This window comes from Nocardioides immobilis, assembly GCF_003515065.1.
Classification (GTDB): Bacteria; Actinomycetota; Actinomycetes; order Propionibacteriales; family Nocardioidaceae; genus Nocardioides; species Nocardioides immobilis.
Genome location: NZ_QXGH01000048.1, coordinates 19,481 through 43,390, shown reverse-complemented (window position 1 = coordinate 43,390; position 23,910 = coordinate 19,481). Strand labels below are relative to the sequence as shown.

The following is a 23,910-nucleotide window of genomic DNA, read 5'->3' as shown; positions in this document are numbered from 1 at the left end:
AAGTGGCCGACGAGCTCAACGACCGCCCACGGCTCTGCCTCGGCGATCGCTCACCCAGGCAGTTGATGGCACGATGGCACAGGCAACTCGTCACACCCTGATTCGCGACGATGGCCAGAAACCGCCCGTCCTCCTCTCGGGAGAAGAGCCCGTCGCCGGCGTACGTCATGATCGTGATGTTCGGCTCCTCCAGCATCGTGCCGTCGCCGGGATCGGGCATCGGGTTGCGGACCTCGCACACCAGCCGGGCGGCGTCGGCGTCGACGACCTGCCAGCTCAGCGGGAAGCCGGTCATCACCCGACCGGGGTACGACGTCATCGTCCGCACCGACCACGCGCGGATCTCCTCGCGCCCGCGGAAGGTGCCCATCGCGTGCTCGACGTAGACCGCGTCGGGCGTGAACAGGTCGGCGTAGCCGGTCCAGTCGCCGGAGGCCACGAAGCCGGCCACTTTCTGGTGGAACGCCTCGTAGGCGTCGGTGATCTCGGCGGCACTGAAGGTCTTCACGCGAAGATCAAAGCATCCGCGGCACGGCCACTAGCCTTACGGACATGCCGCGTCCGAAGCCCGCCAGCCAGCGGAGCCCCTTCGGCGCACGCATCCTGGGCTCGGCCCAGCAGAGCCCGCGCAGGCTCCGCGTCCGGATCCAGGTCCTGCTGACGCTGGTGCTGATCGGCACCAACCTGCTGGGTTCGGCCGTCGTGTTCGTGGTCAACAACTTCGCCGTGCCGGCGGAGGAACCGTCGCCCGACATGGTGCTCGCCCTGGCGATCGCGGTGCCGACGTACGTCGTGGCGGCTGCGGCGGTCGGCGTCATCTGGGGTACGGCGACCAGCCTCCGGGCGCTGCGGTGGGCGACCCAGGGCCAGGAGGTGGTGCCCACCGACAAGCAGCGGCGCCAGGCCCTGAGGGTCCCGCTCCAGCTCACGCTGATGCAGCTGACGCTCTGGATGGCCGGCAGTGCGCTGTTCACGGTGCTGTCGATCGCGCTCCAGCCCGAGCGCGCCGTGTCGACCGCGCTCACCGTCGGCATCGGCGCCTTAGTGGTGGCCGGTGTCTCCTACCTGCTCACCGAGTTCACGCTGCGCCCGGTGGCCGCGCGCGCTCTCGCCGACACCGAGGTCACCAACCGCGTGCGCTTCGTCGGGGTCGGGCCGCGGATGGTGCTCTTCTGGGCCATCGGTACGGCGGTCCCGCTCGGCGGCCTGCTGGTGGCCGCGATCCTTGCCCTCACCGACCCGGGCGAGACCAGCCTCACCCAGATGGCGACGGTCACGATCGTGACGATCGGCGCGGTGCTGGTCTTCGGGTTCATCCTCACCGACCTCAACGCCCGGTCGGTGGTGGCCCCGATCATGTCCGTGCGCGAGGCGCTGCGGGCGGTCGAGGCCGGCCACCTCGACGCGGACGTCGTCGTCTACGACGGCACCGAGCTCGGCGCCCTGCAGAGCGGGTTCAACCAGATGGTGGGTGGACTGCGCGAGCGGGAGAAGCTCCGCGACCTGTTCGGGCGGCACGTCGGCCACGAGGTAGCGGCAGCGGCCGTCGACGCCACCACCGGCGAGATGAGGCTGGGCGGCGAGACCTGCGTGGCGTCGGTGCTCTTCGTCGACCTGGTGAGCTCGACGGCGTACGCCTCCGACCACTCGGCCGCCGAGGTCGTCGGCGTGCTCAACCGCTTCTTCGGCGTCGTCGTGGACGAGGTCGACCGGCGCGGGGGCCTGGTCAACAAGTTCATCGGCGACGCCGTGCTCGCGATCTTCGGGGCGCCCGTCCCCAACGAGGACCACGCGGCGTCGGCCCTGGCCGCGGCGCGGGCGATGGCGATCCGGCTCGAGGAGGAGGTGCCGGAGATCGGCGCCGGCATCGGGGTCGCGACCGGCAGCGTGGTCGCCGGCAACGTCGGGCACGAGCTGCGCTACGAGTACACCGTGATCGGTGACGCGGTGAACTCGGCGTCGCGGCTCACCGACCTCGCCAAGGACGTCCCCGGCGGCGTCCTCGCCATGTGGGACACCGTCGTCGCCGCGGCCGAGGGCGGGGGCGCGGACGAGGCCATCCACTGGGAGAAGAACGGCTCCGCGCTGCTGCGGGGACGCTCCGAGAAGACGGCGCTCGCCGTACCCGTCTGGGAGTAGGGGCCTAGGTCAACCGGTCGAGCAGGTGCACGACCCGGCGCAGGATCGAGTCCGGGTCGATCTCCGGGTAGAGCGCCGAGACGACCAGGTCGCGCTGCAGCACGGCCAGGCCGTGGACGGAGGCCCAGCCGAGGGCGGCGAGCTCCGCCGTCGGCACCTCCGTGCCCCATCCGCGCTGCTGCGCGGCCCCGATCGTCGCCATCATCAGCTCCCGCTGCGCCAGCCGCGCCGTGATCAGCTGCTCGTCGTCGTTGCGGAGCAGGTCCGGCCGGAACATCAGGTCGAACAGCGCGGCGTGCCGGCGGGAGAACTCGACGTACGCCGCTCCGGCCGCCGCCACCTGCTGGCCACCGTCGGCCGGGGTGGCCTCGATCGCCTCCTGCGTCTCCGCGCGGAGCAGCTCGTGCCCCTCGACCGCGAGCGCGGTGAACAGCCCGGCGCGGTCGACGAAGTGGTGGGCGGTCGCCTGGTGCGACACCCCGCAGCGGCGGGCGATCGCCCGCAGGCTCGCGCGGGCCGGCCCGGTCGCGGCGATCTCCTCCTCGGCCGCGCGGAGCAACCGGGCGCGGAGGTCGATCGTCGACGCGCGGCTCATGCGGTCTCGCTCCTCCCGCCCGGCCACCAGAGCCTCGGCCCGAGCAACGTGGCGACGGCCGGCACCAGCAGCGACCGGACGACGAAGGTGTCAAGCAGCAGCCCGGCGCCGATCGTGAAGCCCACCTGGGTCATCGTGGTCACGCTTCCGGCCATGAGCGCGAACATACTCGCGGCGAAGATGACGCCGGCAGAGGTGATCACCGATCCGGTCGCGGCGGTCGCCCGGGCGATGCCCTCCGCGGACCCGTCGGGCGCCTCCTCGTGCATCCGTTTGGTCAGCAGCAGGTTGTAGTCGGCGCCGACCGCGACCAGGATCGTGAACGACACCGCGGCGACCGTCCAGTCGATGTCGTGGCCGAGGAGCAGCTGCCAGACCAGCACCGAGAGCCCCATCGCCGATGCGTAGGAGAGGACGACCGTCGCCATCAGCACCGCCGCCGCCACCAGGCTGCGCAGCAGCACCAGCAGCACGAGGAAGACCGCGATCAGCGCGGCCGTCGCGACCACGCGCATGTCGGACCGGGAGTACGTCGCCAGGTCGGCGTTGGTCGCCGCCATCCCGGTCATGCTGACGTCCGCGTCGTCGAGCCGGGTGTCCCGGAAGGCCTGCTCGATCGTCTCCCGGATCTCGACGGTCCGGGCGGAGGCCTCGTGGTCGAACGCGTCGGTGCCGCCGAGCACGGCGAACCGCGCGGTGCGACCGTCCTCGGAGAGGAACAGCCCCACCGCCGCCTCGAACCGCTGGTCCTGCAGCGCGGCCGGCGGCAGGTAGAAGCCGCCGATGCCGGGGTCCTTCGCCACCGCGCCGGTACGGCGGAGGTACGTCGCCGCCCGGCTCAACCCCTGGCGGAGCTCGGGGAGCGAGGCCGCCACCTCCTCGGTGCCCCCGTGCAGCTGGTCGGCGCCGTCGGCGAGCTGGTCGGCGCCCTCCGCGAGCAGGTCCGCCCCGTCGGCGAGCCCGCCGAGCCGGTCGGCGAAGACCTGCTGGCCGTCGGCGAGCCGGTCCGCGCCCTCCCGTGCCAGCCGCAGGCCGTCCCGCAGCTGGCGCAACCCGTCCTGGAGCGCGACGGTGCCGTCGGCGAGCTGGTCCGCGGCCCGGGCGGCCTGACGCAGGCCGGGGAGCAGCCGGTCGCGCTCGGCGACCCAGATCTGTCGGATCCCCTCGCGAGCCTGTCGGCATGCAGGATCCAGGTTGCAGGTCAGGCTCCGGGTGCGGAGCGCGTCGTAGGCGAGGCCGAGGCCGTCCACCGCCAGCTGGACCTGGTCCGCCCCGGTGTCGAGGCCCCGGGCGAGCTCGCGCATCCCCGTGGCCAACCGCCCCGTGCCGGAGACGGCATCGTCGGCACCGGCCAGCAGTCGCCGTACTCCTTGCTCGAGCTCGGTGGTCCCGGACACCAGCCGGTCGGCACCGCCGACCGCACGCTGCGCCCCGTCGGCCAGCCGACCGGTGCCGTCTCTGAGCCGGTCGGCTCCGTCACCGAGCTGCCCGGCACCGTCGGCGAGCTGCTCCGCACCCTGCTCACCCTCGCCGACGCGGTCGGACGCGCGGTCGAGCCGGACGCCCACGATGCCGGCCTGGCGGGCGACCGAGGCCTGGGTGATCGGCTCGCCGAGGGGGCGGGTGATGCTGCGCACGAGCACCACGCCGTCCTCCTGCGCCACGGCGGAGGCGGCGCGCTCGAGCAGGGCGAGGTCGCGCGCGTTGCGGAGGTCGTGGTCGGCCTGGATCAGCACGTAGTCGGGCAGGATCTCGTTGACCGGGAAGTGCCGGTCGATCAGGGCGTAGCCGCGGTTGCTCTCGGTCTCGGCGGGCTGTGAGTCCCGGGTGTCGTAGCTGACGTCGATGAGCGGCGCCAGCGCCGCGAGCGCCACCAACGGGACCAGCGCGACGAGCAGCATCCGGGCGGGGTGCAGTGCCACCGCACCGGCGAGGCGGGGCCAGAACGATCTGCTCCGCTCCGGGCGCGGCTCGCACCAGCCGCGGCTGCCCGCCAGGGCCAGCAGCGCCGGTGTCAGGGTGAGCGCGACCGCGAGGTTGATCGCCACGCTGACCGCGATCGCCGGACCGGTCGTGGTGAAGAAGCCGAGCTCGGCGAGCAGCATGCACCCGCAGGCGAGGATGACGGTGAGCGCCGATCCCACGATCACGCTGCTGATCCGGGTACCGGCCGTGGCCGCGGCCACGCGCGGCTCGACGCCGGCGCGCCGCAGCTCGTGGTAGCGGCTCACCAGGAAGATCGCGTAGTCGGTGCCCGCGCCCAGCACCACCGCGGTGAGGAAGGAGCCGCTGAACGTCGACACCGTGAACACGCCGGCCAGCCCGCACCAGGCCGTGACCGCGCGCGCCAGCCCGAGCCCGAGCCCGACGACGGTCAGCACCAGCGCCGTCACCGCGAACGAGCGGTAGATAAGCCACAGGAGGAGGGCGATCAGCCCGACGCTGACGATCGTGATCCGCACGACGCTGTGCTCGGTCTCGGTCGCGAGGTCGGTGATCGTGGCGGTCGGCCCGGTCACCTCGGTGACGAGTCCTTCGGGAGCCAGGTCGTCGACGACGTCGCGGACGGCGGTCACCTGGCGGATGGACGACGGCGCGCCGGTCTGACCGGTGGTGCCGACGAGCAGGTACCTCGCCTCGCCGTCCTCGCTGGTCAGCGGGTCCAGCAGCTCCGGGTGCTTGCGGACGTCCTGGACGAAGGAGACGTTCTCCTCGTCCTCGGCCAGCACCCGGGCGAGCCGGCCGGCGTACCGCCGGTCGGCGGGCACCAGGCCGCCGTCCCGCTCCATCGCGATCACGACGAAGCTCTTGCTGCCACCGTTGCCGAACGCCTCGTCCATCTCGTCGACGGCGACGATCGACGGCGCGTGCGAGGGTACGACGGGCGAGGAGTCGCGCGCCGCGACCTCCTCGAGCTGCGGCACGAAGACGTTGAGGACGGCTGCCAGCGCCACCCAGGCGAGCACCACCCACGGTGCGCGCTGCGCGGCGAACCGCGCCAGTCCCGAGACGCGTCCGTTGTCGGCCATGAGCTTCCCGTCGGCGTCGGTCCCTTGCCAGTGGCAAGGAACGTCTTTCTCGGAACCTAGACCGCTCTCCTTGCCAGCGGCAAGGAGGTGTGACGGGCGACTCAGATCTCGCCGAGGATGCGCGCCCGGGCGGCGTCGTACTCCTCGCGACTCACCAGGTCACGCTGGAGCAGGCTGTCGAGCTCGGCCAGCCGGTCGGCGCGGGTCCGCTCGTCGGGCGCCGGGGCGGCGGTCGCACGTACGGCGAGCCCGGGACGGGCCGCGTCCCAGTCGAACTCCCACTCCCGGACCTCGGGGTCGACGAGCACCGGCACGGGGCCTGCGTAGAGCAGCGGGAGGTGCAGGTCGGAGATCACGACCCGCCGCTCGTCGTCGAACGGCGTCACGTCGGCGCCCTGGATCCGCACCTTGAGGACCAGCAACGGCTGGTCGTTGACGCGGACGCCGGTCTGCTCGGCCGACAGGATCTCGGCGACCGCGCGGCGGCCGGTGCGGCCCAACCGGTAGCTCCGGCGCTGCGACGCCGTCCGTCCGCTGGCGATCACGACAGCGAGCACGACGTCGAGCAGCGTGACGCCCAGCCCGGTCCAGAGCATCCAGCCGATCAGCGGATCGGACCCGCTGGCGAAGTAGATGATCAGGAAGATCGGCCCGACTATGCCGCAGACAAGCATGAACGCCAGCGTGCGGACGAAGTTGCGCACGAAGGACGGCGGCGGTTCGGCATCCCGCTCCGCGGGTGAGGTCACGGCCGGATCGTAGAGCCTCGAGGACCCCCTTGGGGCGGAGTTGGCGTGGATTCAGACGTCGACGGCGTCGCTCCCGGGGTCGACCAGGATCTTGGCGTGCCGCTCCGGGTCGCCGAGCGCCTCGAACGCGGTGGCGACGCCACCGAGCCCGACCGTCCCGGTCACCAGGGGCGAGACGTCGACCTTGCCGGACGCGATCCACTGGAGGGTCTGGTGGAACTCGCTCGGGTCGTAGGCGAAGGCGAACCGCAGCTCGATCTCCTTGTTGATCGCCATCGACGGGCGGAAGGAGTCCGACTCCATGCACACCCCCACGACGACCACCCTGGAGAGCAGGGGCGCGGACGACACGATGTGCTCGATCATCCCGGGCACCCCGACGCACTCGAAGACGACCGGGCCGCGCGGCGTCGCCCCGGCCTTCTCTGCGGCGCGCATCACGTGCGCCCACGGCAGCAGGGGTACGGCGCGCAGCTTGTCCATCGCGTCCAGCCCGAGCTCGGCGAGGGCGATCGGGCTGGTCAGGTAGCGCCGGGACTCCTCGAACGAGGTCCACGGCGAGTCGGCTGCCGGGTCGACCACGAGGTCGGCGCCGCACCGCTCGGCGAGCGCTCGCCGGCCGGGCGAGAAGTCGCTGGCGATGACGTGCCGGACGCCGGTCGCCTTGAGCATCAGGATGACGGCGAGCCCGATCGGCCCGCACCCGATCACGACCGCGGTGTCCTTGGCACCGACCTGACCCTTCCGTACCGCGTGCAGCGCGACCGCCATCGGCTCGGTCAGCGCGGCCCGGTCGGCCTCCAGGCCGTCGGGCACCCGCATCGTCATCGAGGACGTGACGAGCACCTGCTCGGCGTACCCACCGGACGCCTGCTCGCTCAGCCCGGTCAGGTGCACCGAGTCGCCCGCCCGCAGGATCGGCAGCGCCACGACCCGGGTGCCGACCGGCCACGACTTCTTGGTCCTCGGTCCGTAGTCGGCCACGGTGCCGACGAACTCGTGCCCCATCACGACCCGCTGGTGCGAACGCATGAACGCGTCGTAGCCCAGCGCGGCGACGTCGTCCGCGGTGTCGTCGCAGTGGGTCCGCGCGTGCAGGTCGGACCCGCAGATCCCGCACCGCTCGACGTCGAGCAGCACCTGCCCCTTCGCCGGCGTCAGGTCAGGGACCTCCGCGACCTCGAGCCGGGCTTCGTGACAGGTGACTGCGCGCATGCGCGGAGCGTAACCACTACCGGCAGGGTCGGATCAGTCGAACAGGTTGAACGCGACGTAGCATCGCGCTCGTGACGGCGCGGCCGTGGATTCCCCGCCTGCCACGACCCGCCTGGCTGGTGCTCGGGGGCGACGCCCTGTCGGCCGTCGGCAGCGGGATGACGTTGCCCTTCCTCCTCGTCTACCTCAGTCAGGTACGCGGCATCGACGTCGGCGTCGCCGGACTGGCCGTCGCCACGGTCGCGTTGGCCGGATTCGCCGGCAACCCGGTCGGCGGCTGGCTGTCCGACGTGATCGGCTCGCGCCGAGCACTCGTCTGCGGCCTCCTCGTGTCGGCAGTCGGCGCCTTCACCGTGACCCTGGTCCGCGACCCGTGGCACGCGTTCGCCGCCTCGGCCGTGGTGGGGGTGGGCCTCGCCCTGGTGACCCCCGCCCAGGATGCGCTGCTCGCAACAGTGGTCGAACCACGCCAGCGGCCGACCGTGTTCGCAGTGCGGAACGCCACGCTCAACGCCGGGTACGGCGTCGGCGGTGTTGCCGCCGCCTTCATCGCCGACCTCGGCTCGGCGCAGAGCTTCGTCGTGCTCTACGTCGTCGACGGGTGCACGTTCCTCTTGTTCGTGCCGGTCCTGATCGTGCTGCTACCGGACGCCGGGCGGGCGACCCGGCGGACCGACGCCGCGACCGCTCCCACCTCGCCCGCGCGGCGCGGTTACCGGGCGGTGCTCCGGGACACGACGTTCCTCCAGGTGTGGGTGTTGATGGCATTCCTCGTCACCATCGGGTTCGCCCAGACCCTGTCCGGCTTCCCGGCGTACGCGACCGGTGACGGCGGGGTCGGCGCGCACGTCGTGGGCATCGCGTTCGCGGCGAACACCTTCGCTGTCGTCCTGCTCCAGCTGCCCGTCCTCAGGGTGATGACGGGCCATCGGCGCACCACGGGCATGGCGCTTGCCTGCACCTTCTGGGCCGTTGCCTGGGTGGTGACCGCGATCGCCGGCACCTCCGGCGGCGGCAGCCTGGCCGCCGTCGGCCTCACTGCGGCGCTGGTGGTGTTCGCGGTCGGGGAGACACTGCTGGCCCCGAGCCAGGCGTCGCTGGTCAACGACCTCGCGCCGGACGACCTCCGCGGCCGCTACAACGGCCTCTACACCCTGGCCTGGACGACCGGACTCATGGTCGGACCGGCGCTGGCCGGATTCGCCCTCGGCGCGGGCCACGGTCGCGGCCTGTTCCTCGGCCTGGCCGCCGCCTGCCTCGTCGCGGCCTCCCTGACGTGGGGGCTCGGCCGGCGACTGCCGGCGCACCTCGACGTCGTGGCGTCAGTCCGCGACGAGGATCCGGTCGATCGCCGCCCGTGACACCGGGTGGTAGCCGGGACGTACGCCGGCATAGATCTCCCGCGCCCGCTCGAGCCCTTGCGGGGTGGCCGCGAGCCGTGCGAACAGACGCCGGAGGAACAGCGCACGGCCGTAGCGGCCGAGGAAGCCGGCCAGCGCGTCGTCGACCTCGGGGGCGCTCCAGACGTAGCCCGAGTCGATCGCGATCTCGAGCCAGGCGGCCACGACCTCGATGTTTCCCAGACGGGTCAGGCCGAACGTTCGGTCGAGCTCGGCCAGGCGAGGGTGGGGCACGTCGAACGGCAGTGCGCGGAGGAAGTGCACCCACTGCTGCGGCACCCAGCCGACGACGTCGAGGTCGGCGGCGGGCGTTCCTGCCAGGAGCGCGGAGGCCTGACGGTCCACGCGGTCGAACGCGTCCGACGGGAACTCCGGTGCGTTGGGCGGGATGCCCGGACCGTGGATCCAGGCCTCCATCGCGAGGTCGTCGTCGGACACCCCGGCTGGAGCGAGCAGCTCGGTGCGGAGGTGGGCGAGGAAACCCGCGGTGTCGATGGACCGGAAGGCGAACCGGTCGAAGTAGTCGGCGAGGAACGCGTCGAACCGCGCCCGCCCGACGGCCTGCTCGAGCAGGCGCAGGAAGAGCGACCCCTTCTCGTACGGCACGGAGACCGCGCCGTCGTCCGGGTCGGCGAGGTCGGTCTCGAGCCAGGAGTCCCTGTCGTCGAGGCTCGGGAGCTCGATCTCGAGGTCCTGCCGACCGAGTCGCAGCAGCATCGCGGCGAAGTCCGGCCCGTACAGCTCCTCGTCGATCCGCGTCTCGAAGTACACCGTGAAGCCCTCGTTGAGCCACAGGTCGTTCCACGTCGCGTTCGTCACCAGGTTGCCGGACCAGGAGTGCGCCAGCTCGTGCGCGATGAGGGTCACCAGCGACCGGTCACCGGCCAGGACCGTGGGGGTCACGAAGGTCAGGCGCGGGTTCTCCATGCCGCCGTACGGGAAGCTCGGCGGGAGGACGAGGAGGTCGTAGCGACCCCAGCGGTAGGGCCCGTACAGGCGTTCGGCCGCCTGCATCATCCGCTCGGTGTCGGCGAACTCCCAGGCCGCGGCGTCGATCACCGCCGGCTCCGCGTAGATCCCGGTCCGGTCGCCGAGCGCGCGGAACTCGAGCTCTCCCACCGCCAGCGCGATGAGGTACGACGGCACCGGCTGCGGCATCGCGAAGGAGTAGACACCGTCCTCCGACCGTTCCGTGGGATTCTCGGCGCTCATCACGGCGAGCAGCTCGGGCGGGACCCGCACCGTTGCGTGGTAGGCGTGGCGGACGGAGGGCGTGTCCTGACAGGGGATCCAGGACCGCGCCAGGATCGGCTGGGACTGGGTGAAGAGGAAGCGTTCGCCCGTCGTCTGGGCCGGTTCGAGCCACTGGAGCGCCCGGGCGTCGTCCCCGGTCGAGTAGTCGACCACGACGGTGTCCACGGCCCCGACCTCGATCGTGAGCGCTCGGCCGAGCACCGGGTCGTGGTCGCCGAGCGCGGAGGCGAGGGCGGTGCCGTCGGCGTCGGTCACCGCGCGGATCTCGAGGTCCCAGCTGTCGAGCACGAGCGTCCCGGAGCCCGGCGTCGTGCGGTCCAGGGTGAAGGTGGCGCGTCCGGTCAGCCGCCGCGCGTCGAAGTCGACCGTCACGTCGAGGTCGAGGTGCCGGACCGCGATCTCGGTCGGGCGGGCGTGCGAGTGCGGGTCGAGGGGGTACCGCATGCCCGGAGACTAACCTCCCCGAGTCGGCGCATCTTCGGCCCCAAAATGCGCCGAGTCGGCGCATCCTGAGATGCGCCGACTCGGCGAAGAAGAGGTGAGGCCGGTGCTCAGGCCTGGTCGAGGGCGTCGGCCACGCGGCGGTGCGCCGCCCAGATCTCCTCGGGCAGACCCTCGAACTGGTTGAGGTGCTCCTCGCGGAACTTCATCTCCTGGTTCCAGCGCGCGGTGTCGATGGTCAGGATGGTGTCGAGGTCGGCGAGCGCCTGCTCGTCGAGGCCCTCGAGGTTGAGCTCCTCGCGCGATGGGATGATGCCGACCGGCGTCTCGACGCCGGAGACCTCGCCGTACTTGAGCTGCATCAGCCACAGCAGCGGGCGCAGGTTCTCGCGGTAGCCCGGCCACAGGAAGCGGCCGTCGTCGCCCCGCTGGAACCAGTTGACGTGCGCGAAGATCGGCTTCTCCGTGGCGGCGCCGATGACCTTGAGCCAGTGCGCGGCGTAGTCGGCCTCGGGGTAGGACATGAACGGGCGCATCGACATCGGGTCGTAGCGGAGCACGCCCTCCAGGCCGTCGGCCGCGGCGGTGGCCTCGGCACCCAGGGTGAGGCCGTCGTACACGCCCTCGGCGATGTCGTTGATCGCGCGGATCAGCGGCTCACGGTCGCGGGTACGGCCGCCGAAGATGATGCCGTGGATCTCGACGCCGGCCGGGTCCTCGAAGTCCTCCGCCACGTTCGGGACGTTGGCGAGGGTGGTGGTGAACCGGCTGTTGGGGTGCGCCCACGGCTCGTCGGCGTGCTCCGGGGAGCGGTCGGCGATCGCCTCGCCCTTCCAGTCCTGCCAGCCGTCGAGGTCGGTCGGCTTCTCGCCGCGACCCTCCCACCAGACCTGCTGCGTCTTCTCGTTGTAGGCGACGTTGGTGAAGATCGCGCCGGTGCCCGGGACGATCGAGTCGATCGCGGTCGGGTTGGTCTTCTCGTTGGTGTCCTTGGCGACACCGAAGACGCCGTTCTCCGGGTTCATCCCGTAGAGCTTGCCGTCGTCGCCGACCCACAGCCACGCGATGTCGTCGCCGTAGAACTCGACGTAGTAGCGGTCGCCCAGCGCGTCGGGAGCCAGCGTCATCGCGAGGTTGGTCTTGCCCGAGGCGCTCGGGAAGCCACCGCAGATGTTGTACTTCTTGCCGGTCTCCTTGTCGGTGATGCCGAGCAGCATGAACTGCTCCACCAGGAAGCCGTTCTTCCAGCCGTCGTAGGAGCCCTGGCGCAGACCGTGGGCGATCTTGCCGAGCAGCGCGTTGCCGCCGTACGACGAACCGAAGTGCAGGATCGTGCGCTCGTCGGCGACGGTCACGAAGTAGCGCTTGTCGTCGGGTGTTCCCTGGCCGAGGTTCGGGAGGTCGCCGGTGACGTGGACGGCCTTCACGAACGAGTCGCCGAGGTGGTTGATGTACTCGACGCCGACCCGCGCCATGCGGATCATCTGGAGCACGACGTTGCGGTTGTCAGTGAGCTCGACACCCGCGGCGAAGTTCTCCAGCGGGGAGCCCTTCGGCGCCATCAGGTAGGGGATGACGTACATCGTCTTGCCGGCGGAGGCGCCGGTCATCAGGTCGACGAGCAGCGGCTTCATCTCCGCGGCCGGGCGCCAGTTGTTGTAGGTGCCCTTGTCGGCCTCGTCGTTGGTGGCGACGATGGTGCGCTCCTCGGCGCGCGCGGTGTCCTTGTAGTAGGACCGCGAGTAGTAGAGGCCCTCGCCGGCCGGCAGCAGCTCGCCCGCGTCGAGCGACTCCTGGACCAACCGCGCGTCGTCGGACGCGGAGACGACCTCGACCCGCTCGGCGCCGGTGACCCCGGCCCAGTGCGCGACGTACTCACGAACATAGGTGTTGGTGAGCCCCGCCTCGTCGAGAACCCGCTCCACATCGACCATCTGTCTTGCCTTTCGCGTCCGTTTGGGTGTGGGCACGCTACCTCACGCTCAGCAGCCCGATTCCCCGTGTGGCTTTTCGCCTGAACCGTGGACACCGTCGTCCGCGACGAGCATCACCATGACATTGGCGGAGGGTGGAACGCACATCGGGGTGGGTCCATGAGCGGGATTCCACAGCCATGGCCAAATTGGATCGATCAAGCGCGTTCCGCGGTACGACGGACGGCGCTCACTCGCCGAAGTAGCTCATCACGTGCTTGATCCGCGTGTAGTCCTCGAGCCCGTACATGGAGAGGTCCTTGCCGTAGCCCGAGTGCTTGAACCCGCCGTGCGGCATCTCGGAGACGAACGGGATGTGGGTGTTGATCCACACCACGCCGAAGTCCAGCTTGCGGCTCATCCGCATCGCCCGGCCGTGGTCGGCGGTCCAGACGGAGGAGGAGAGGCCGTACTGCACGCCGTTGGCCCAGCGCAGCGCCTCGCCCTCGTCGGTGAACCGCTGGACGGTGATGACGGGGCCGAAGATCTCGGTCTGGACCTGCTCGTCGTCCTGCTGCAGGCCGGAGACCACGGTCGGCTCGTAGAAGTACCCGGCGTCACCCTGCTGGGCACCGCCGGTCTGCAGCGACGCATGGTCGGGGAGCCGGTCGACCATGCCGGAGACGCGGGCGAACTGGTCGGCGTTGTTGAGCGGTCCGTAGAGGACGTCCTCGTCGGGCATCCCGGTCCGGGTGCTGCGGGCCTGCTCGGTGATGGCGGCGACGAAGTCGTCGTGGACTCCTGGCCCGGCCAGCACCCGGGTCGCGGCGGTGCAGTCCTGGCCCGCGTTGTAGTAGCCGGCACCGGCGATCGCCTCGGCTGCCTTCTCCACGTCCGCGTCGTCGAAGACGATGACCGGCGCCTTGCCGCCGAGCTCGAGGTGGACCTTCTTCAGGTCGGACGCCGCGCTGCCGGCGACCTCCATGCCGGCCCGGACCGACCCGGTGATCGCCACCATCTGCGGAGTCGGGTGCGCCACCAGGGCGCGGCCGGTGTCGCGATCGCCGGTCACGACGTTGAGCACGCCCGGCGGCAGGAACTCCTGGCAGATCTCGGCCAGCAGGGTCGAGCTGGCCGGGGTCGTGTCGCTCGGCTTGAGCACGACGGTGTTCCCCGCCGCGAGCGCGGGAGCGATCTTCCAGATCATCATCATCAGCGGGTAGTTCCACGGCGTCACCTGGCCGACGACGCCGATCGGCTCGCGCCGGACCCAGCTGGTGTGCTCCTCGAGGTACTCCCCCGCCGACCGGCCCTCGAGCACCCGGGCCGCCCCGGCGAAGAACCGGAAGTGGTCCGAGCTCGGCGGCATCTCGTCGTCGAGCATCGCTTGCATCGGCTTGCCGGTGTCCTTGACCTCGACCGCGGCGATCTCCTCGGCGCGGGCGTCGATGGCATCGGCGATCTTGAGGAGCGCGGTCGCGCGGTCCTTGGGCGTCGTGTCACCCCAGGCCTCGAACGCATCGGCCGCGGCCTTGTAGGCGCGATCGACGTCCTCCTCGCCGGACATCGGGGCCTGGGCGTAGACCGCGCCGGTGGTGGGGTCGATGACGTCGTACGTCGCTCCGCTGGCGGCGTCGACGAGCTCGCCGCCGATGACGTTCTTGAAGGTGAGGTCTGCCATGGACCGACTCTACTGCCGGACGACGACGAAATCAGCGGCACTTTCGGCCGACGCACTGACCGATTCCGTCGCCGTACCGTCACGGACCTACTGATTCGCTTGCGGGGGCGGATCCGATCGATCACCATGGTGGGCATGGACGACTCCGCTCTGCAACGCGCCGCGAAGGACCACCTGTGGCTGCACTTCTCGCAGCACGGACGCTACGTCGGCGACGGGCCGGAGCACGACGTACCGATCATGGTGCGCGGCGAGGGCGTCTACCTCTATGACAGCAAGGGGAAGCGCTACCTCGACGGCTTGGCCGGGCTCTTCGTCTCCCAGCTCGGGCACGGGCGGCGCGAGCTCGCCGAGGCCGCGGCCCAGCAGGCCGAGACGCTGGCGTTCATGCCGTTGTGGTCCTACGCCCACCCGCCGGCGATCGAGCTCGCCGACAAGATCGCGTCGTACGCGCCCGGTGACCTGAACCGCGTGTTCTTCACGTCGGGCGGCGGCGAGGCGGTCGAGTCGGCGTGGAAGCTGGCGAAGGACTACTTCAAGCGGGTCGGCAAGCCGCTGAAGCACAAGGTGATCAGCCGCGCGATCGCCTACCACGGCACCACCCACGGAGCGCTGTCGATCACCGGCCTGCCCAGCCTCAAGCAGCAGTTCGAGCCGCTCGTCCCCTCGACGTTCCGGGTGCCGAACACCAACCTCTACCGGGCTCCGGCCGGCACCGCCGGACCCGACGGCACCGACGCGGCCGCGTTCGGCCGCTGGGCGGCGGACCAGGTCGAGGTCGCCATCCTCGACGAGGGCCCGGACACCGTGGCCGCGGTCTTCCTCGAGCCGGTGCAGAACGCCGGCGGCTGCTTCCCGGCACCCCCGGGCTACTTCCAGCGGGTGCGCGAGATCTGCGACGCGTACGCCGTACTGCTCGTCTCCGACGAGGTCATCTGCGCCTACGGGCGGCTGGGCAGGATGTTCGGCGCCGACGCCATCGGCTACCAGCCCGACATCATCACCAGCGCCAAGGGACTGACGTCCGGCTACGCGCCGCTCGGCGCGATGATCGTGTCCGACCGGCTGTTCGAGCCGTTCGCGACCGGCTCGGCGATGTTCGCCCACGGCTACACGTTCGGTGGGCACCCGGTCTCCACCGCGGTCGGCCTGCGCAACATGCAGATCTTCGAGGACGAGCAGATCCTGCAGGGAGTGCAGGACCGCGCCCCCGCCCTGCGGGCGACGCTCGAGCGGCTGCTCGACCTGCCCATCGTCGGCGACGTCCGCGGCGAGGGCTTCTTCTACGGGATCGAGCTGGTCAAGGACAAGGCCACCAAGGAGTCCTTCACCGCCGAGGAGTGCGAGCGGATCCTCTACGGCTTCGTCTCCAAGAAGCTCTACGAAGAAGGCCTCTACTGCCGCGCCGACGACCGCGGCGACCCGGTCGTCCAGCTGGCACCGCCCCTGGTCTGCACCCAGGAGCACTTCGACGAGATGGAGCAGATCCTGCGCTCGGTCCTCGACAAGGCCCACTCGCTGATCTGACCCCTCCCCCCAGACCGGACGGCGTGCCGACCTGGCTCCTCCCGGGCGAGCCAGGCGGGCACGCCGTCCCGCGAAGTGTCAGCGTTGAGCGCGCGAAGTGTCAGGGTTGGTCACTCGAAGTGCGGCTCTTGGCGCCGCGAAGTGTCGAGAATGCGCGCCCGAGGTGTCGATCGCTGACGTCAACGGCGGCGCGGTCGCGGTCGCGACATCGGCGACCGCGCGTAGTACCGCTTGGGGGCCTGGTACGGCGCACGCTCGGCGAATGCCGCGGCCAGCTCCGCGAGCCACCGGTCCCGTCCCTCACCGGTGAGCCCGTCCCGTCGTACGACGATGATGATCCAGCCCGCCTGTCGCAACGCTTCGCGGCGGGCCTCGTCGCGCTCGCGATCCTCCTCCGACGAATGATCGTCCTCGCCGTCGTACTCGACCGCGATCCGAAGGTGCTCGTACGCGTTCTCGATCTTCACCAGTCCCCATCCCGGCACCCACGCCCAGACCTGGGCCTCCGGCATCGGAAAGCCTTCGTCGTACATGTCGATGCGGATCCACGACTCCGGCTGGGAGTCCACCCCGGTGCGCGACAGCGGGATCAGCTCCCTCAGCTGGGTGACGCCTCGGCGCTTGGCGAACCGGGGCAGCATGTCGCACAGCTGCATGAGGCTGAGCCCGAACCTGGTCCGGAACGCATCGAGCGTCCCGATCGCCCGCCATCGGCCGCGGAGGCACGCGATGTCACAGGCCGTCCGGATCGGGGTCGTGAGACGTACGCCGTCGACCGTCATGATCTCGTCCGGGCGCAGGTCACGCTTGCCTCCGAGCACGCCATTGCGTCGCGTCGGGTTGGCGCCGCCCACGGAGACTACCTCGAGGTCCGGTGGTACGTCGAGCTCGGCGTAGTCGAGCACGTCGATCCCGTGCACGGACGCCGCCGAGCGGTCCACCAGCACGCAGTGCTCGGGCAGGACGACCGCGGCGGCGCGGGCCCGGGCGGTGGGGTCGTCGGGCCAGGATCCCGGCACATACACGCCGAAGAGGAGGTGGCGGACCGCCCCCGACCGCAGGTGCGCGCGCAGCTGGCTGCGGGTGATCCCGAGGTCGGGCAGGTCCGCCGTCGTGAACGGGCGGTCGGGTGGGAAGGTCTCGGCCATGCGCGCGATGTGCCCGCTTCGACGTACTCCTCAAAACCGCCTTCGGCGGGCCTGTGGACAACTCTGGCTCGGCCTCGTCTCAACTCTGCAACCTCGACATCTCGCGCGACCAACCTCGACACCTCGCGCGACCAACCTCGACACCTCGCGCGACCAACCTCGACACTTCGGGCGACCAACCCTGACACTTCGCGGGGGCGTCAGGCGAGGGCGCGCGACCGGCGGCGGGAGCCGAACTCGCCGACCACGACGACGACCAGCGCGATGGCGAACATGATCGTGCCGATCACGTTGATCTGCATGGGGATGCCCTTGGTGTTGGCGCCCCAGACGAACATCGGGAAGGTCACCTGCTGGCCGGCGTTGAGGTTGGTGATGATGAAGTCGTCGAAGGAGAGCGAGAAGCTGAGCAGGGCGGCGGCGAGGATGCCGGGGAAGACCAGCGGGAAGCTGACCCTCCAGAACGTCTGCCACTCGTTGGCGTAGAGGTCGGCCGCGGCCTGCTCGAGCCGCGGGTCCATGCCGGCGAGGCGGGCCTTGACCGTGACCACCACGAACGACAGGCAGAACATCACGTGGGCGACGAAGATCGTCCAGAACCCCAGCTTGCCCGCGAGTCCGGCGTTGACGAAGAGCGCCAGCAGCGAGGAGCCCATCACGATCTCGGGAGTCGCCATCGGCAGGAAGATGAAGACGTTGGCGGCACCCCGGCCGCGGAACCGGTGCCGCACCATCGCGAAGGCCATCAGGGTGCCGAGCAGCGTCGCGATGACGGTCGCGAGCAGGCCGATCTCCAGCGACAGCCGCACCGAGGAGCAGAGCTGGTAGGGCTCGCAGAGGCTCGTCCAGTTGTCGAGCGTGAAGCCGTCGAACGTGTAGGTGTTGCGCCCCGCCGGCTGGTTGAACGACATCAGTACGACGACGAAGACCGGCGTGAGCATGTAGAGCAGCACCAGCAGCCCGATCATCAGGACCAGGTGCCGGGCGATCCAGTCGGTGACGGCTCTCATACGAGCTCGTCCGTCCCGGCCCGCCACACGTAGACCGCGACCATCACGACGATGGTCACCATCAGCGCCACCGAGAGTGCCGACGCGGTCGGGTAGTCACCTGCGTAGAAGAGGTCCTGGATCTCGTTGCCGACCATCCGGGTGTTGGGGCTGCCGAGCAGCTCGGCGTTGATGTAGTCGCCGGCCGCCGGGATGAAGGTCAGCAGGGTGCCGGCCACGACGCCGGGCATCGAGAGCGGGAGCGTCACCTTCAGGAACCCTCGCGCCGGAGACGCGTAGAGGTCGCTCGCGGCCTCGAGCAGCCGGTGGTCCATCTTCTCCAGCGACGCGTAGAGCGGGAGCACGAAGAACGGCAGGAAGTTGTAGCTGAGACCGGCGACCACGGCGAACGGGGTGTTGATCAGCTGCAGGTCCGCGCCGGTGAACGGGAGCCAGCGGAGGAACGAGACGAACCACTCGGTGTCGCCGAGGAGGTACTGCCACGCCAGCGTGCGCACCAGGAAGCTGGTGAAGAACGGCGCGATCACCGCGACCAGCAGGATCGTCTTGAACCGACCGGCCTTGAACGCGATCGCGTAGGCGAGCGGGTAGCCGAGCACGATGCACACCACGGTCGCGATCAGCGCGTAGACGAGCGATCGCTGGATCTGCGGCCAGAAGTCCGCGATGGCGTCCGGGTAGTTCTGGATGTGCCCGGTCATCTCGTAGCCGAGCTCGAGCGACCCGGCCGGGTCGTAGAGGCTGGTCGCGACCAGCGTCACGGTCGGCACCAGGAAGAACAGCGCCAGCCAGAGGGACCCGGGCGTCAGCAGGAGATAGCCGGCCAGACCCCGCCGCTGCTGCTCGGGGGCCGGCGGCCCGGTGTCCGGGACGTCAGTGGGTACGACGTGCGCCATCGGATCCGGCCCTACTCGTCGTCGATCTCGGTGCCGGCGGTCGCGTCCTGCGCCGCGTCGAGCAGGAACGTGTGCTCGTCCGCCCAGGTCAGGTCGACCGGGTCGCCGGGACGGAACCGACGGCTGCTGGTGTGGTTCTGCTCGAAGACCGTGAGCTCCTGGCCCCAGGGCATCCGGACGAGGTACTCCGTGCTCACCCCGACGAAGCTGACGTCGCTGACGACCCCGCCGTGGAGCACGTTGCCCGCCGGACCGTCCTCGTTCGGCTCCCGCAGGTGGACCTTCTCGGGACGGACGCCGACCCAGACCTTGCCCTCGGAGGCGACGGCGCGAGCGGTGGGTGCAATGACCAAGCCGTTCTCAACCTGCACCGAGACCGTCTTTGCGTTCTTGGCGGCCACCGAGCCGGCGACCAGGTTGGAGCGTCCGAGGAAGTTGGCGACGAACGTCGTGCGCGGCAGGTCGTAGAGCTCCTCCGGAGCACCCAGCTGCTCGATCCGGCCCTGGTTCATCACCGCGACCGTGTCGGCCATGGTCATAGCCTCCTCCTGGTCGTGGGTGACGTGGATGAAGGTCAGCCCGACGTCGGTCTGGATCCGCTTGAGCTCCAGCTGCATCTGCCGGCGGAGCTTGAGGTCGAGTGCTCCGAGCGGCTCGTCGAGCAGCAGCACCCGCGGGCTGTTGATGAGCGCGCGCGCCAGCGCGACGCGCTGCTGCTGGCCGCCGGAGAGCTGGGCGGGCCGGCGGGCGCCGTACTCACTGAGCTCGACCAGGTCGAGCATCCGGCCCACCTCGGCCGCCGCCTCCTGCTTGCTGATCCCCTTGCGCCTCGGCCCGAACGCGACGTTGTCGCGGATGGAGAGGTGCGGGAACAGCGCGTAGCTCTGGAAGACCGTGTTGACCGGCCGGCGGTACGGCTTGAGCCGGGTGATGTCCTCGCCCGCGAGGGTGACGGTGCCGGCGGTCGGGACCTCGAGCCCGGCGACCATCCGCAACGTCGTCGTCTTGCCGCATCCGGACGGGCCCAGCAGGGCGAAGAACGAGCCGGCGGGCACCGTCAGGTCGAGGGCGTCGACGGCGGCGAAGTCGCCGTACTTCTTGGTCAGGCCGGCCAGGGTCAGGTCGGCGCCGGGCTCGTCCTCAGCCACCGCTCGCCTGACGGAAGTCGCTCTCGTACTGCTGCCGGGTCTTCTCGTCGAGGACCATGAAGTCCCGGGTGGTGGCGAGGAACTCCTCGCTCGGGAAGATCAGGTTGTTGTCGACGAGCGATGGGTCGATGCGCTCCATCTCCTCCCGGGCGCCCTCGACCGGGCAGATGTACCAGACCCAGGCGGCCAGCGTGGCCGCGACGACCGGGTCGTAGTAGTAGTCCATGAGCATCTCTGCATTGGTTTTGTGCTCGGCCCGATTCGGAACCATCATGTTGTCCGACCAGATGTTGAGGCCCTCCTCCGGCTGGACGAACGGGATCCGCTCGTCCTCGGCCGCGGCGATGTCGCCGGACCACGCCATGCAGGCAGCCAGGTTGCCGGACTTGAGGTCGCGGATGTAGTCGTTGCCGGTGAACCGGCGGACCTGCCCGGAACCGACGACCTCCTCGAGTCGCGCGATCGCCGACTGCCACTCGTCGTCGGTGAAGTCCTCGGGGTCGGCACCCTCGAGGACGAGCATGAAGGCCATCGTGTCCTCCATCTCGGTCAGCAGGCCGACCTTCCCCTTGAGGTCGCTGCGGGTCAGCATCTCCTCGAAGCTGGTGACCTCGCCGGTCACGTCGGCGTTGTAGGCGATGCCGGTGAGGCCGGCCTGCCACGGGACGCTGTACTTGCGCTCGGAGTCCCAGCTCGGCGTCCGCAGGCTGTCGATCAGGTTGGCCTCCACGTTGGGGAGGTTCGACTTGTCGAGCTCCTGCATCCACCCCAGCGCGATCATCCGGCCGGCCGTCGAGTCGGTCATCACGATGATGTCGCGGCCGATCGGCTCGCAGGAGCCCAGCTGGTCCTTGACCTTGGCGAAGAAGTCGAGGTTGTCGTTGATGTCGGTGTCGTAGGTGACATCGATGCCGCTCTCGGTCTCGAACTGCTCGAGGGTCGGCATCCGCCCGCCCCTGATGTCGATGTACTCGGGCCAGTTGGAGAAGACGAGCACCTTCTCCTCGTCCGACTTGTCGGTGCTCTTGCAGCTGTCCGCGGTCTGCTTCTGCGACTCGGTGCCGCACGCGGACAGAAGCGTCGGCGACCCGAGCGCGAACGCCGAGAGGCCGGCGCCCTGGAGCATCCGCCGGCGACCAAGGCCTGGCCCCGTCGGAATCCTTCTGATGGTCATTGCTCCCCCTCGACGTGGGTGACTCGGAGGTCTCGGATCCTGCCACCAGGGAGGGGTCGTGACAAGCGATTCGGTTGTGTTGATACACGACTGCAACGGAATCCGCTGTTTGGGCGGTCGTTGTAACCGGAAGCGTGACGTGAAAGCATCCCGCCATGGCTCGCAGTCCGCGTTCTCAGCTCGACGACGTCTCGCTCGCGATCATCGAACAGCTCCAGCAGGACGGTCGCCGCTCCTATGCCGCGATCGGCAAGGTGGTCGGGCTGTCCGAGGCGGCGGTCCGCCAGCGGGTGCAACGGCTGGTCGAATCCGGCGTGATGCAGATCGTCGCCGCGGTGACCGACCCGCTCCAGCTCGGCTTCGCGCGTGCGGCGATGCTCGGCATCCGGGTCGCCGGGCCGACCGAGCCGGTCGCCGACGCCCTCTGCGAGCTGGACGAGGTCATCTACGTCGTCGTGACCGCCGGCAGCATCGACATCGTCGCGGAGGTGGTGGCGAAGTCCGACGCGGACCTGCTGACCATCTCCGACAGGATCCGGCGGATCCCCGGCGTCCAGGCGACCGAGACGTTCGTCTACCTCGAGACCCGCAAGGAGTCCTACAACTGGGGCGTGCGGCCGCCGGAGCCGTCGAGGTAGTCGTCCAGCCAGGCCGGGAACTGCCCCAGGTCGTCGAGTACGACGTGGGTGCCCGCGTCGTACAGCTCCTGCCGGGTGCACCCGCCCGTGAGCACCGAGACGCTCAGGGCGCCGGCGGCGAGCGCGCCCTCCACGTCGTGGAAGTGGTCACCGACGTAGATGCTCGCGCCCTCGCGGCGCAGCACGTCGGCCTTGCCGACACCCCACACCTGGCCCTCGAGGTGGTCGACGTCGAAGCCGACGTGGTCGACGTGGAGCCGGGCGTTCGGCGTGAACTTGCCGGTCACGACCACCACCCGGCCGCCGTGGCGGCGGACCGCGGCGATCGCGTCGTGCGCACCGGCCATCGCGACCACGCTCTCGATCGCGTGGTCGGGATAGAGCGCCCGGAACCGGTCGACGGCGGGCTGGATCGCGTCCTCGGCGAGGTGCGGCCCGAGGATCAGGTCGAGCGGCGGGCCGAGGTTCGCGGTCAGCTCCTCGACCGGGAGCTCGACGCCCAGCTCACCGCCGAGGGCGAGCAGCACCTGGCGGAAGCCGGGCACCGTGTCGATGAGCGTCATGTCCAGGTCGAACCCGACGCAGAGGTGCCCGTCAGCTGTCATACCCGAGCCCCATCCGGTCGAGGGTACGCAACCACACCCCGCGCCGCCCGGTGTCGTCCTGGCGGGCCAGCGCGCGCCGGGTGAGCTCGATGCCGGCCCACGCCACGGGCTCGGGCGGGAACGGCACCGCCGGCCGCCGCACCATCTCCAGGCGGGTCCGCTCGGTCTCCACACCGGACAGCAGGTCGAGCATCACGTCAGCAGCAAAGCGGGTGGCACCGACACCGAGGCCGGTGAAGCCGAGCGCGTACGACGACCGCCCGCCGTGCGCCGTACCGAAGCTGGCGCTGAAGCGGGTCGAGGTGTCGATGACGCCGGCCCACCGGTGGGTGAACCGGAGGCCGTCGAGCTGCGGGAAGGTCGCGTGGAAGTGCTCCGCGAGCAGCGCGAACGTCGCGGGTCGCTCCTCGTGGTCGGACTCGATCGACCGGCCGTAGTGGTAGATCGCGTCGTAGCCGCCCCAGAGGATCCGGCGGTCCGGCGTGATCCGGTAGTAGTGGAACTGGTTGCCCGAGTCGCCGACCCCCAGCGCGGGATCCCAGCGCAGTGCGGCGAGCAGGTCGTCGGTCAGCGGCTCGGTCGCGAGGACGTAGTCGTAGACGGGCACCGTCGTGAGCCGCAGCCGGCGCAGCAGCGGGCGGAACGCGTTGGTCCCGAGGGCCACCCGGCGGGCGCGCACCACCCCGTTCGGCGTGGCCACCTCGAGGTGGTCGCCGTCGCGCCGGATCCCCGTGACCGGGGTGTTCTCGACGATCCGCACGCCCTGGCGCTCGGCGGCTCCCGCCAACCCCCACGCCAGCCGCGCCGGGTCGACCACGGCACAGGTCTCCGGCCCAGCGAGCCGGCCGGCCAGGTAGGTCGGCGAGTCGACCACGGCGCGGACAGCGTCCTGGTCGAGGAAACCGGGGGCGTCCGGCGCCAGCCCGGCGACCTGGTGCTCGCGGGTCGCCACGGTGAGGGTGCCGCCGCGGAGGAAGCCGCAGTCGATGGCGTAGCGGGTCATGGTCTCCTCGATCGCGTCGAGGTTCTCGACGCCCAGCCGGACCAGGTCGTCGTACTCCCCGGGCCAGCGGGTGCGTCCGTTGTGCTCGCCGTGGGTCAGCGACGCCTCGCAGAAGCCGCCGTTGCGACCGGTCGCGTGCTCCGCGATCCGGTCCCCCTCGAGCAGCAGCACGTCACGCCCGGGCTCGCGCTCGACCGCCCGGAGCGCGGTCCAGAGGCCGCAGAAGCCGCCCCCGACGACGACCAGGTCAGCCGTGGTGTCCCCGGTCAGGGCCGGGCGCGGGTCGGGGCGCGCGGGGGTGTCGAGCCAGAGGGGCAGGTTCACTGAATCCGCAAGAGAACGCAC

General features: G+C 70.6%; 18 protein-coding genes and 1 pseudogene. 4 read left to right on the top strand and 15 right to left on the bottom strand.

Translation table 11 applies throughout. The features are described from left to right. Positions 1-220 precede the first annotated feature (220 nt). Positions 221-439 (bottom strand): annotated as a pseudogene (locus D0Z08_RS33810) (nuclear transport factor 2 family protein); the annotation flags it as partial. Between the two features lie 113 nt (positions 440-552). Between D0Z08_RS33810 and D0Z08_RS30070 the strand changes: the two are divergent. Continuing rightward, complete coding sequence (locus tag D0Z08_RS30070; protein WP_118928970.1) at positions 553-2,139, top strand: adenylate/guanylate cyclase domain-containing protein; 1,587 nt, start codon at positions 553-555, stop codon at positions 2,137-2,139. Positions 2,140-2,143: 4 nt separating this feature from the next. Here D0Z08_RS30070 and D0Z08_RS30065 read toward each other — a convergent pair whose 3' ends face one another. The 4 genes from D0Z08_RS30065 to D0Z08_RS30050 all read right to left on the bottom strand — a co-directional run bounded on the left by D0Z08_RS30065 (position 2,144) and on the right by D0Z08_RS30050 (position 7,727). Beyond that, entirely contained in the window at positions 2,144-2,734 is a 591-nt protein-coding gene (locus tag D0Z08_RS30065; protein ID WP_147381587.1) for a TetR/AcrR family transcriptional regulator, read from the bottom strand. Further along, on the bottom strand, positions 2,731-5,763 hold the full coding sequence (locus tag D0Z08_RS30060) for an MMPL family transporter (protein WP_182481585.1): 3,033 nt from the start codon (positions 5,761-5,763) through the stop codon (positions 2,731-2,733). The genes D0Z08_RS30065 and D0Z08_RS30060 overlap by 4 nt, the downstream gene beginning before the upstream one ends. A gap of 101 nt (positions 5,764-5,864) precedes the next feature. Then, a complete protein-coding gene (locus D0Z08_RS30055; RefSeq protein WP_182481584.1) occupies positions 5,865-6,512 on the bottom strand; it encodes an SHOCT domain-containing protein in 648 nt (215 codons plus the stop codon). Between the two features lie 51 nt (positions 6,513-6,563). Further along, a complete protein-coding gene (locus tag D0Z08_RS30050) occupies positions 6,564-7,727 on the bottom strand; it encodes a zinc-binding dehydrogenase (protein WP_118928968.1) in 1,164 nt (387 codons plus the stop codon). Positions 7,728-7,798: 71 nt separating this feature from the next. Between D0Z08_RS30050 and D0Z08_RS30045 the strand changes: the two genes are divergently transcribed. After that, positions 7,799-9,088, top strand: a complete 1,290-nt coding sequence (locus D0Z08_RS30045) for an MDR family MFS transporter (protein ID WP_147381586.1) — start codon at positions 7,799-7,801, stop codon at positions 9,086-9,088. On the opposite strand, the gene D0Z08_RS30040 is transcribed toward D0Z08_RS30045, so the two are convergent. From D0Z08_RS30040 to D0Z08_RS30030, 3 genes are all read right to left on the bottom strand, one after another. Next, on the bottom strand, positions 9,050-10,825 hold the full coding sequence (locus D0Z08_RS30040; RefSeq protein WP_118928966.1) for a M1 family metallopeptidase: 1,776 nt from the start codon (positions 10,823-10,825) through the stop codon (positions 9,050-9,052). The genes D0Z08_RS30045 and D0Z08_RS30040 overlap by 39 nt on opposite strands. Before the next feature lie 107 nt (positions 10,826-10,932). After that, positions 10,933-12,756, bottom strand: a complete 1,824-nt coding sequence (locus D0Z08_RS30035; protein WP_118928965.1) for a phosphoenolpyruvate carboxykinase (GTP) — start codon at positions 12,754-12,756, stop codon at positions 10,933-10,935. Positions 12,757-12,985: 229 nt separating this feature from the next. After that, a complete protein-coding gene (locus D0Z08_RS30030; protein WP_118928964.1) occupies positions 12,986-14,416 on the bottom strand; it encodes a gamma-aminobutyraldehyde dehydrogenase in 1,431 nt (476 codons plus the stop codon). A 135-nt stretch (positions 14,417-14,551) separates the two neighbouring features. Between D0Z08_RS30030 and D0Z08_RS30025 the strand changes: the two genes are divergently transcribed. Then, positions 14,552-15,943: an aspartate aminotransferase family protein gene (locus D0Z08_RS30025; protein ID WP_245994652.1), complete on the top strand. Its 1,392-nt coding sequence runs from the start codon at positions 14,552-14,554 to the stop codon at positions 15,941-15,943. Between the two features lie 179 nt (positions 15,944-16,122). On the opposite strand, the gene D0Z08_RS30020 is transcribed toward D0Z08_RS30025, so the two are convergent. From D0Z08_RS30020 to D0Z08_RS30000, 5 genes are all read right to left on the bottom strand, one after another. Beyond that, positions 16,123-17,091, bottom strand: a complete 969-nt coding sequence (locus D0Z08_RS30020) for a hypothetical protein (RefSeq protein ID WP_118928962.1) — start codon at positions 17,089-17,091, stop codon at positions 16,123-16,125. A 200-nt stretch (positions 17,092-17,291) separates the two neighbouring features. Next, a complete protein-coding gene (locus tag D0Z08_RS30015) occupies positions 17,292-18,101 on the bottom strand; it encodes an ABC transporter permease (protein WP_118928961.1) in 810 nt (269 codons plus the stop codon). After that, on the bottom strand, positions 18,098-18,997 hold the full coding sequence (locus tag D0Z08_RS30010) for an ABC transporter permease (RefSeq protein ID WP_118928960.1): 900 nt from the start codon (positions 18,995-18,997) through the stop codon (positions 18,098-18,100). Before D0Z08_RS30010 ends, D0Z08_RS30015 begins: the two co-directional genes overlap by 4 nt. Positions 18,998-19,008: 11 nt before the next feature. Next, on the bottom strand, positions 19,009-20,145 hold the full coding sequence (locus tag D0Z08_RS30005) for an ABC transporter ATP-binding protein (RefSeq protein ID WP_118928959.1): 1,137 nt from the start codon (positions 20,143-20,145) through the stop codon (positions 19,009-19,011). Continuing rightward, positions 20,138-21,319, bottom strand: coding sequence for a polyamine ABC transporter substrate-binding protein (locus D0Z08_RS30000; protein WP_118928958.1), 1,182 nt, complete (start codon positions 21,317-21,319; stop codon positions 20,138-20,140). Before D0Z08_RS30000 ends, D0Z08_RS30005 begins: the two co-directional genes overlap by 8 nt. Before the next feature lie 155 nt (positions 21,320-21,474). Between D0Z08_RS30000 and D0Z08_RS29995 the strand changes: the two genes are divergently transcribed. Further along, on the top strand, positions 21,475-21,957 hold the full coding sequence (locus D0Z08_RS29995; protein WP_118928957.1) for an Lrp/AsnC family transcriptional regulator: 483 nt from the start codon (positions 21,475-21,477) through the stop codon (positions 21,955-21,957). On the opposite strand, the gene D0Z08_RS29990 is transcribed toward D0Z08_RS29995, so the two are convergent. Further along, positions 21,918-22,562 carry an HAD family hydrolase gene (locus D0Z08_RS29990; RefSeq protein ID WP_118928956.1) on the bottom strand — a complete coding sequence of 215 codons (645 nt, stop codon included), beginning with the start codon at positions 22,560-22,562 and terminating at the stop codon, positions 21,918-21,920. The genes D0Z08_RS29995 and D0Z08_RS29990 overlap by 40 nt on opposite strands. Continuing rightward, a complete protein-coding gene (locus D0Z08_RS29985) occupies positions 22,552-23,910 on the bottom strand; it encodes an NAD(P)/FAD-dependent oxidoreductase (RefSeq protein ID WP_220454458.1) in 1,359 nt (452 codons plus the stop codon). The genes D0Z08_RS29990 and D0Z08_RS29985 overlap by 11 nt, the downstream gene beginning before the upstream one ends.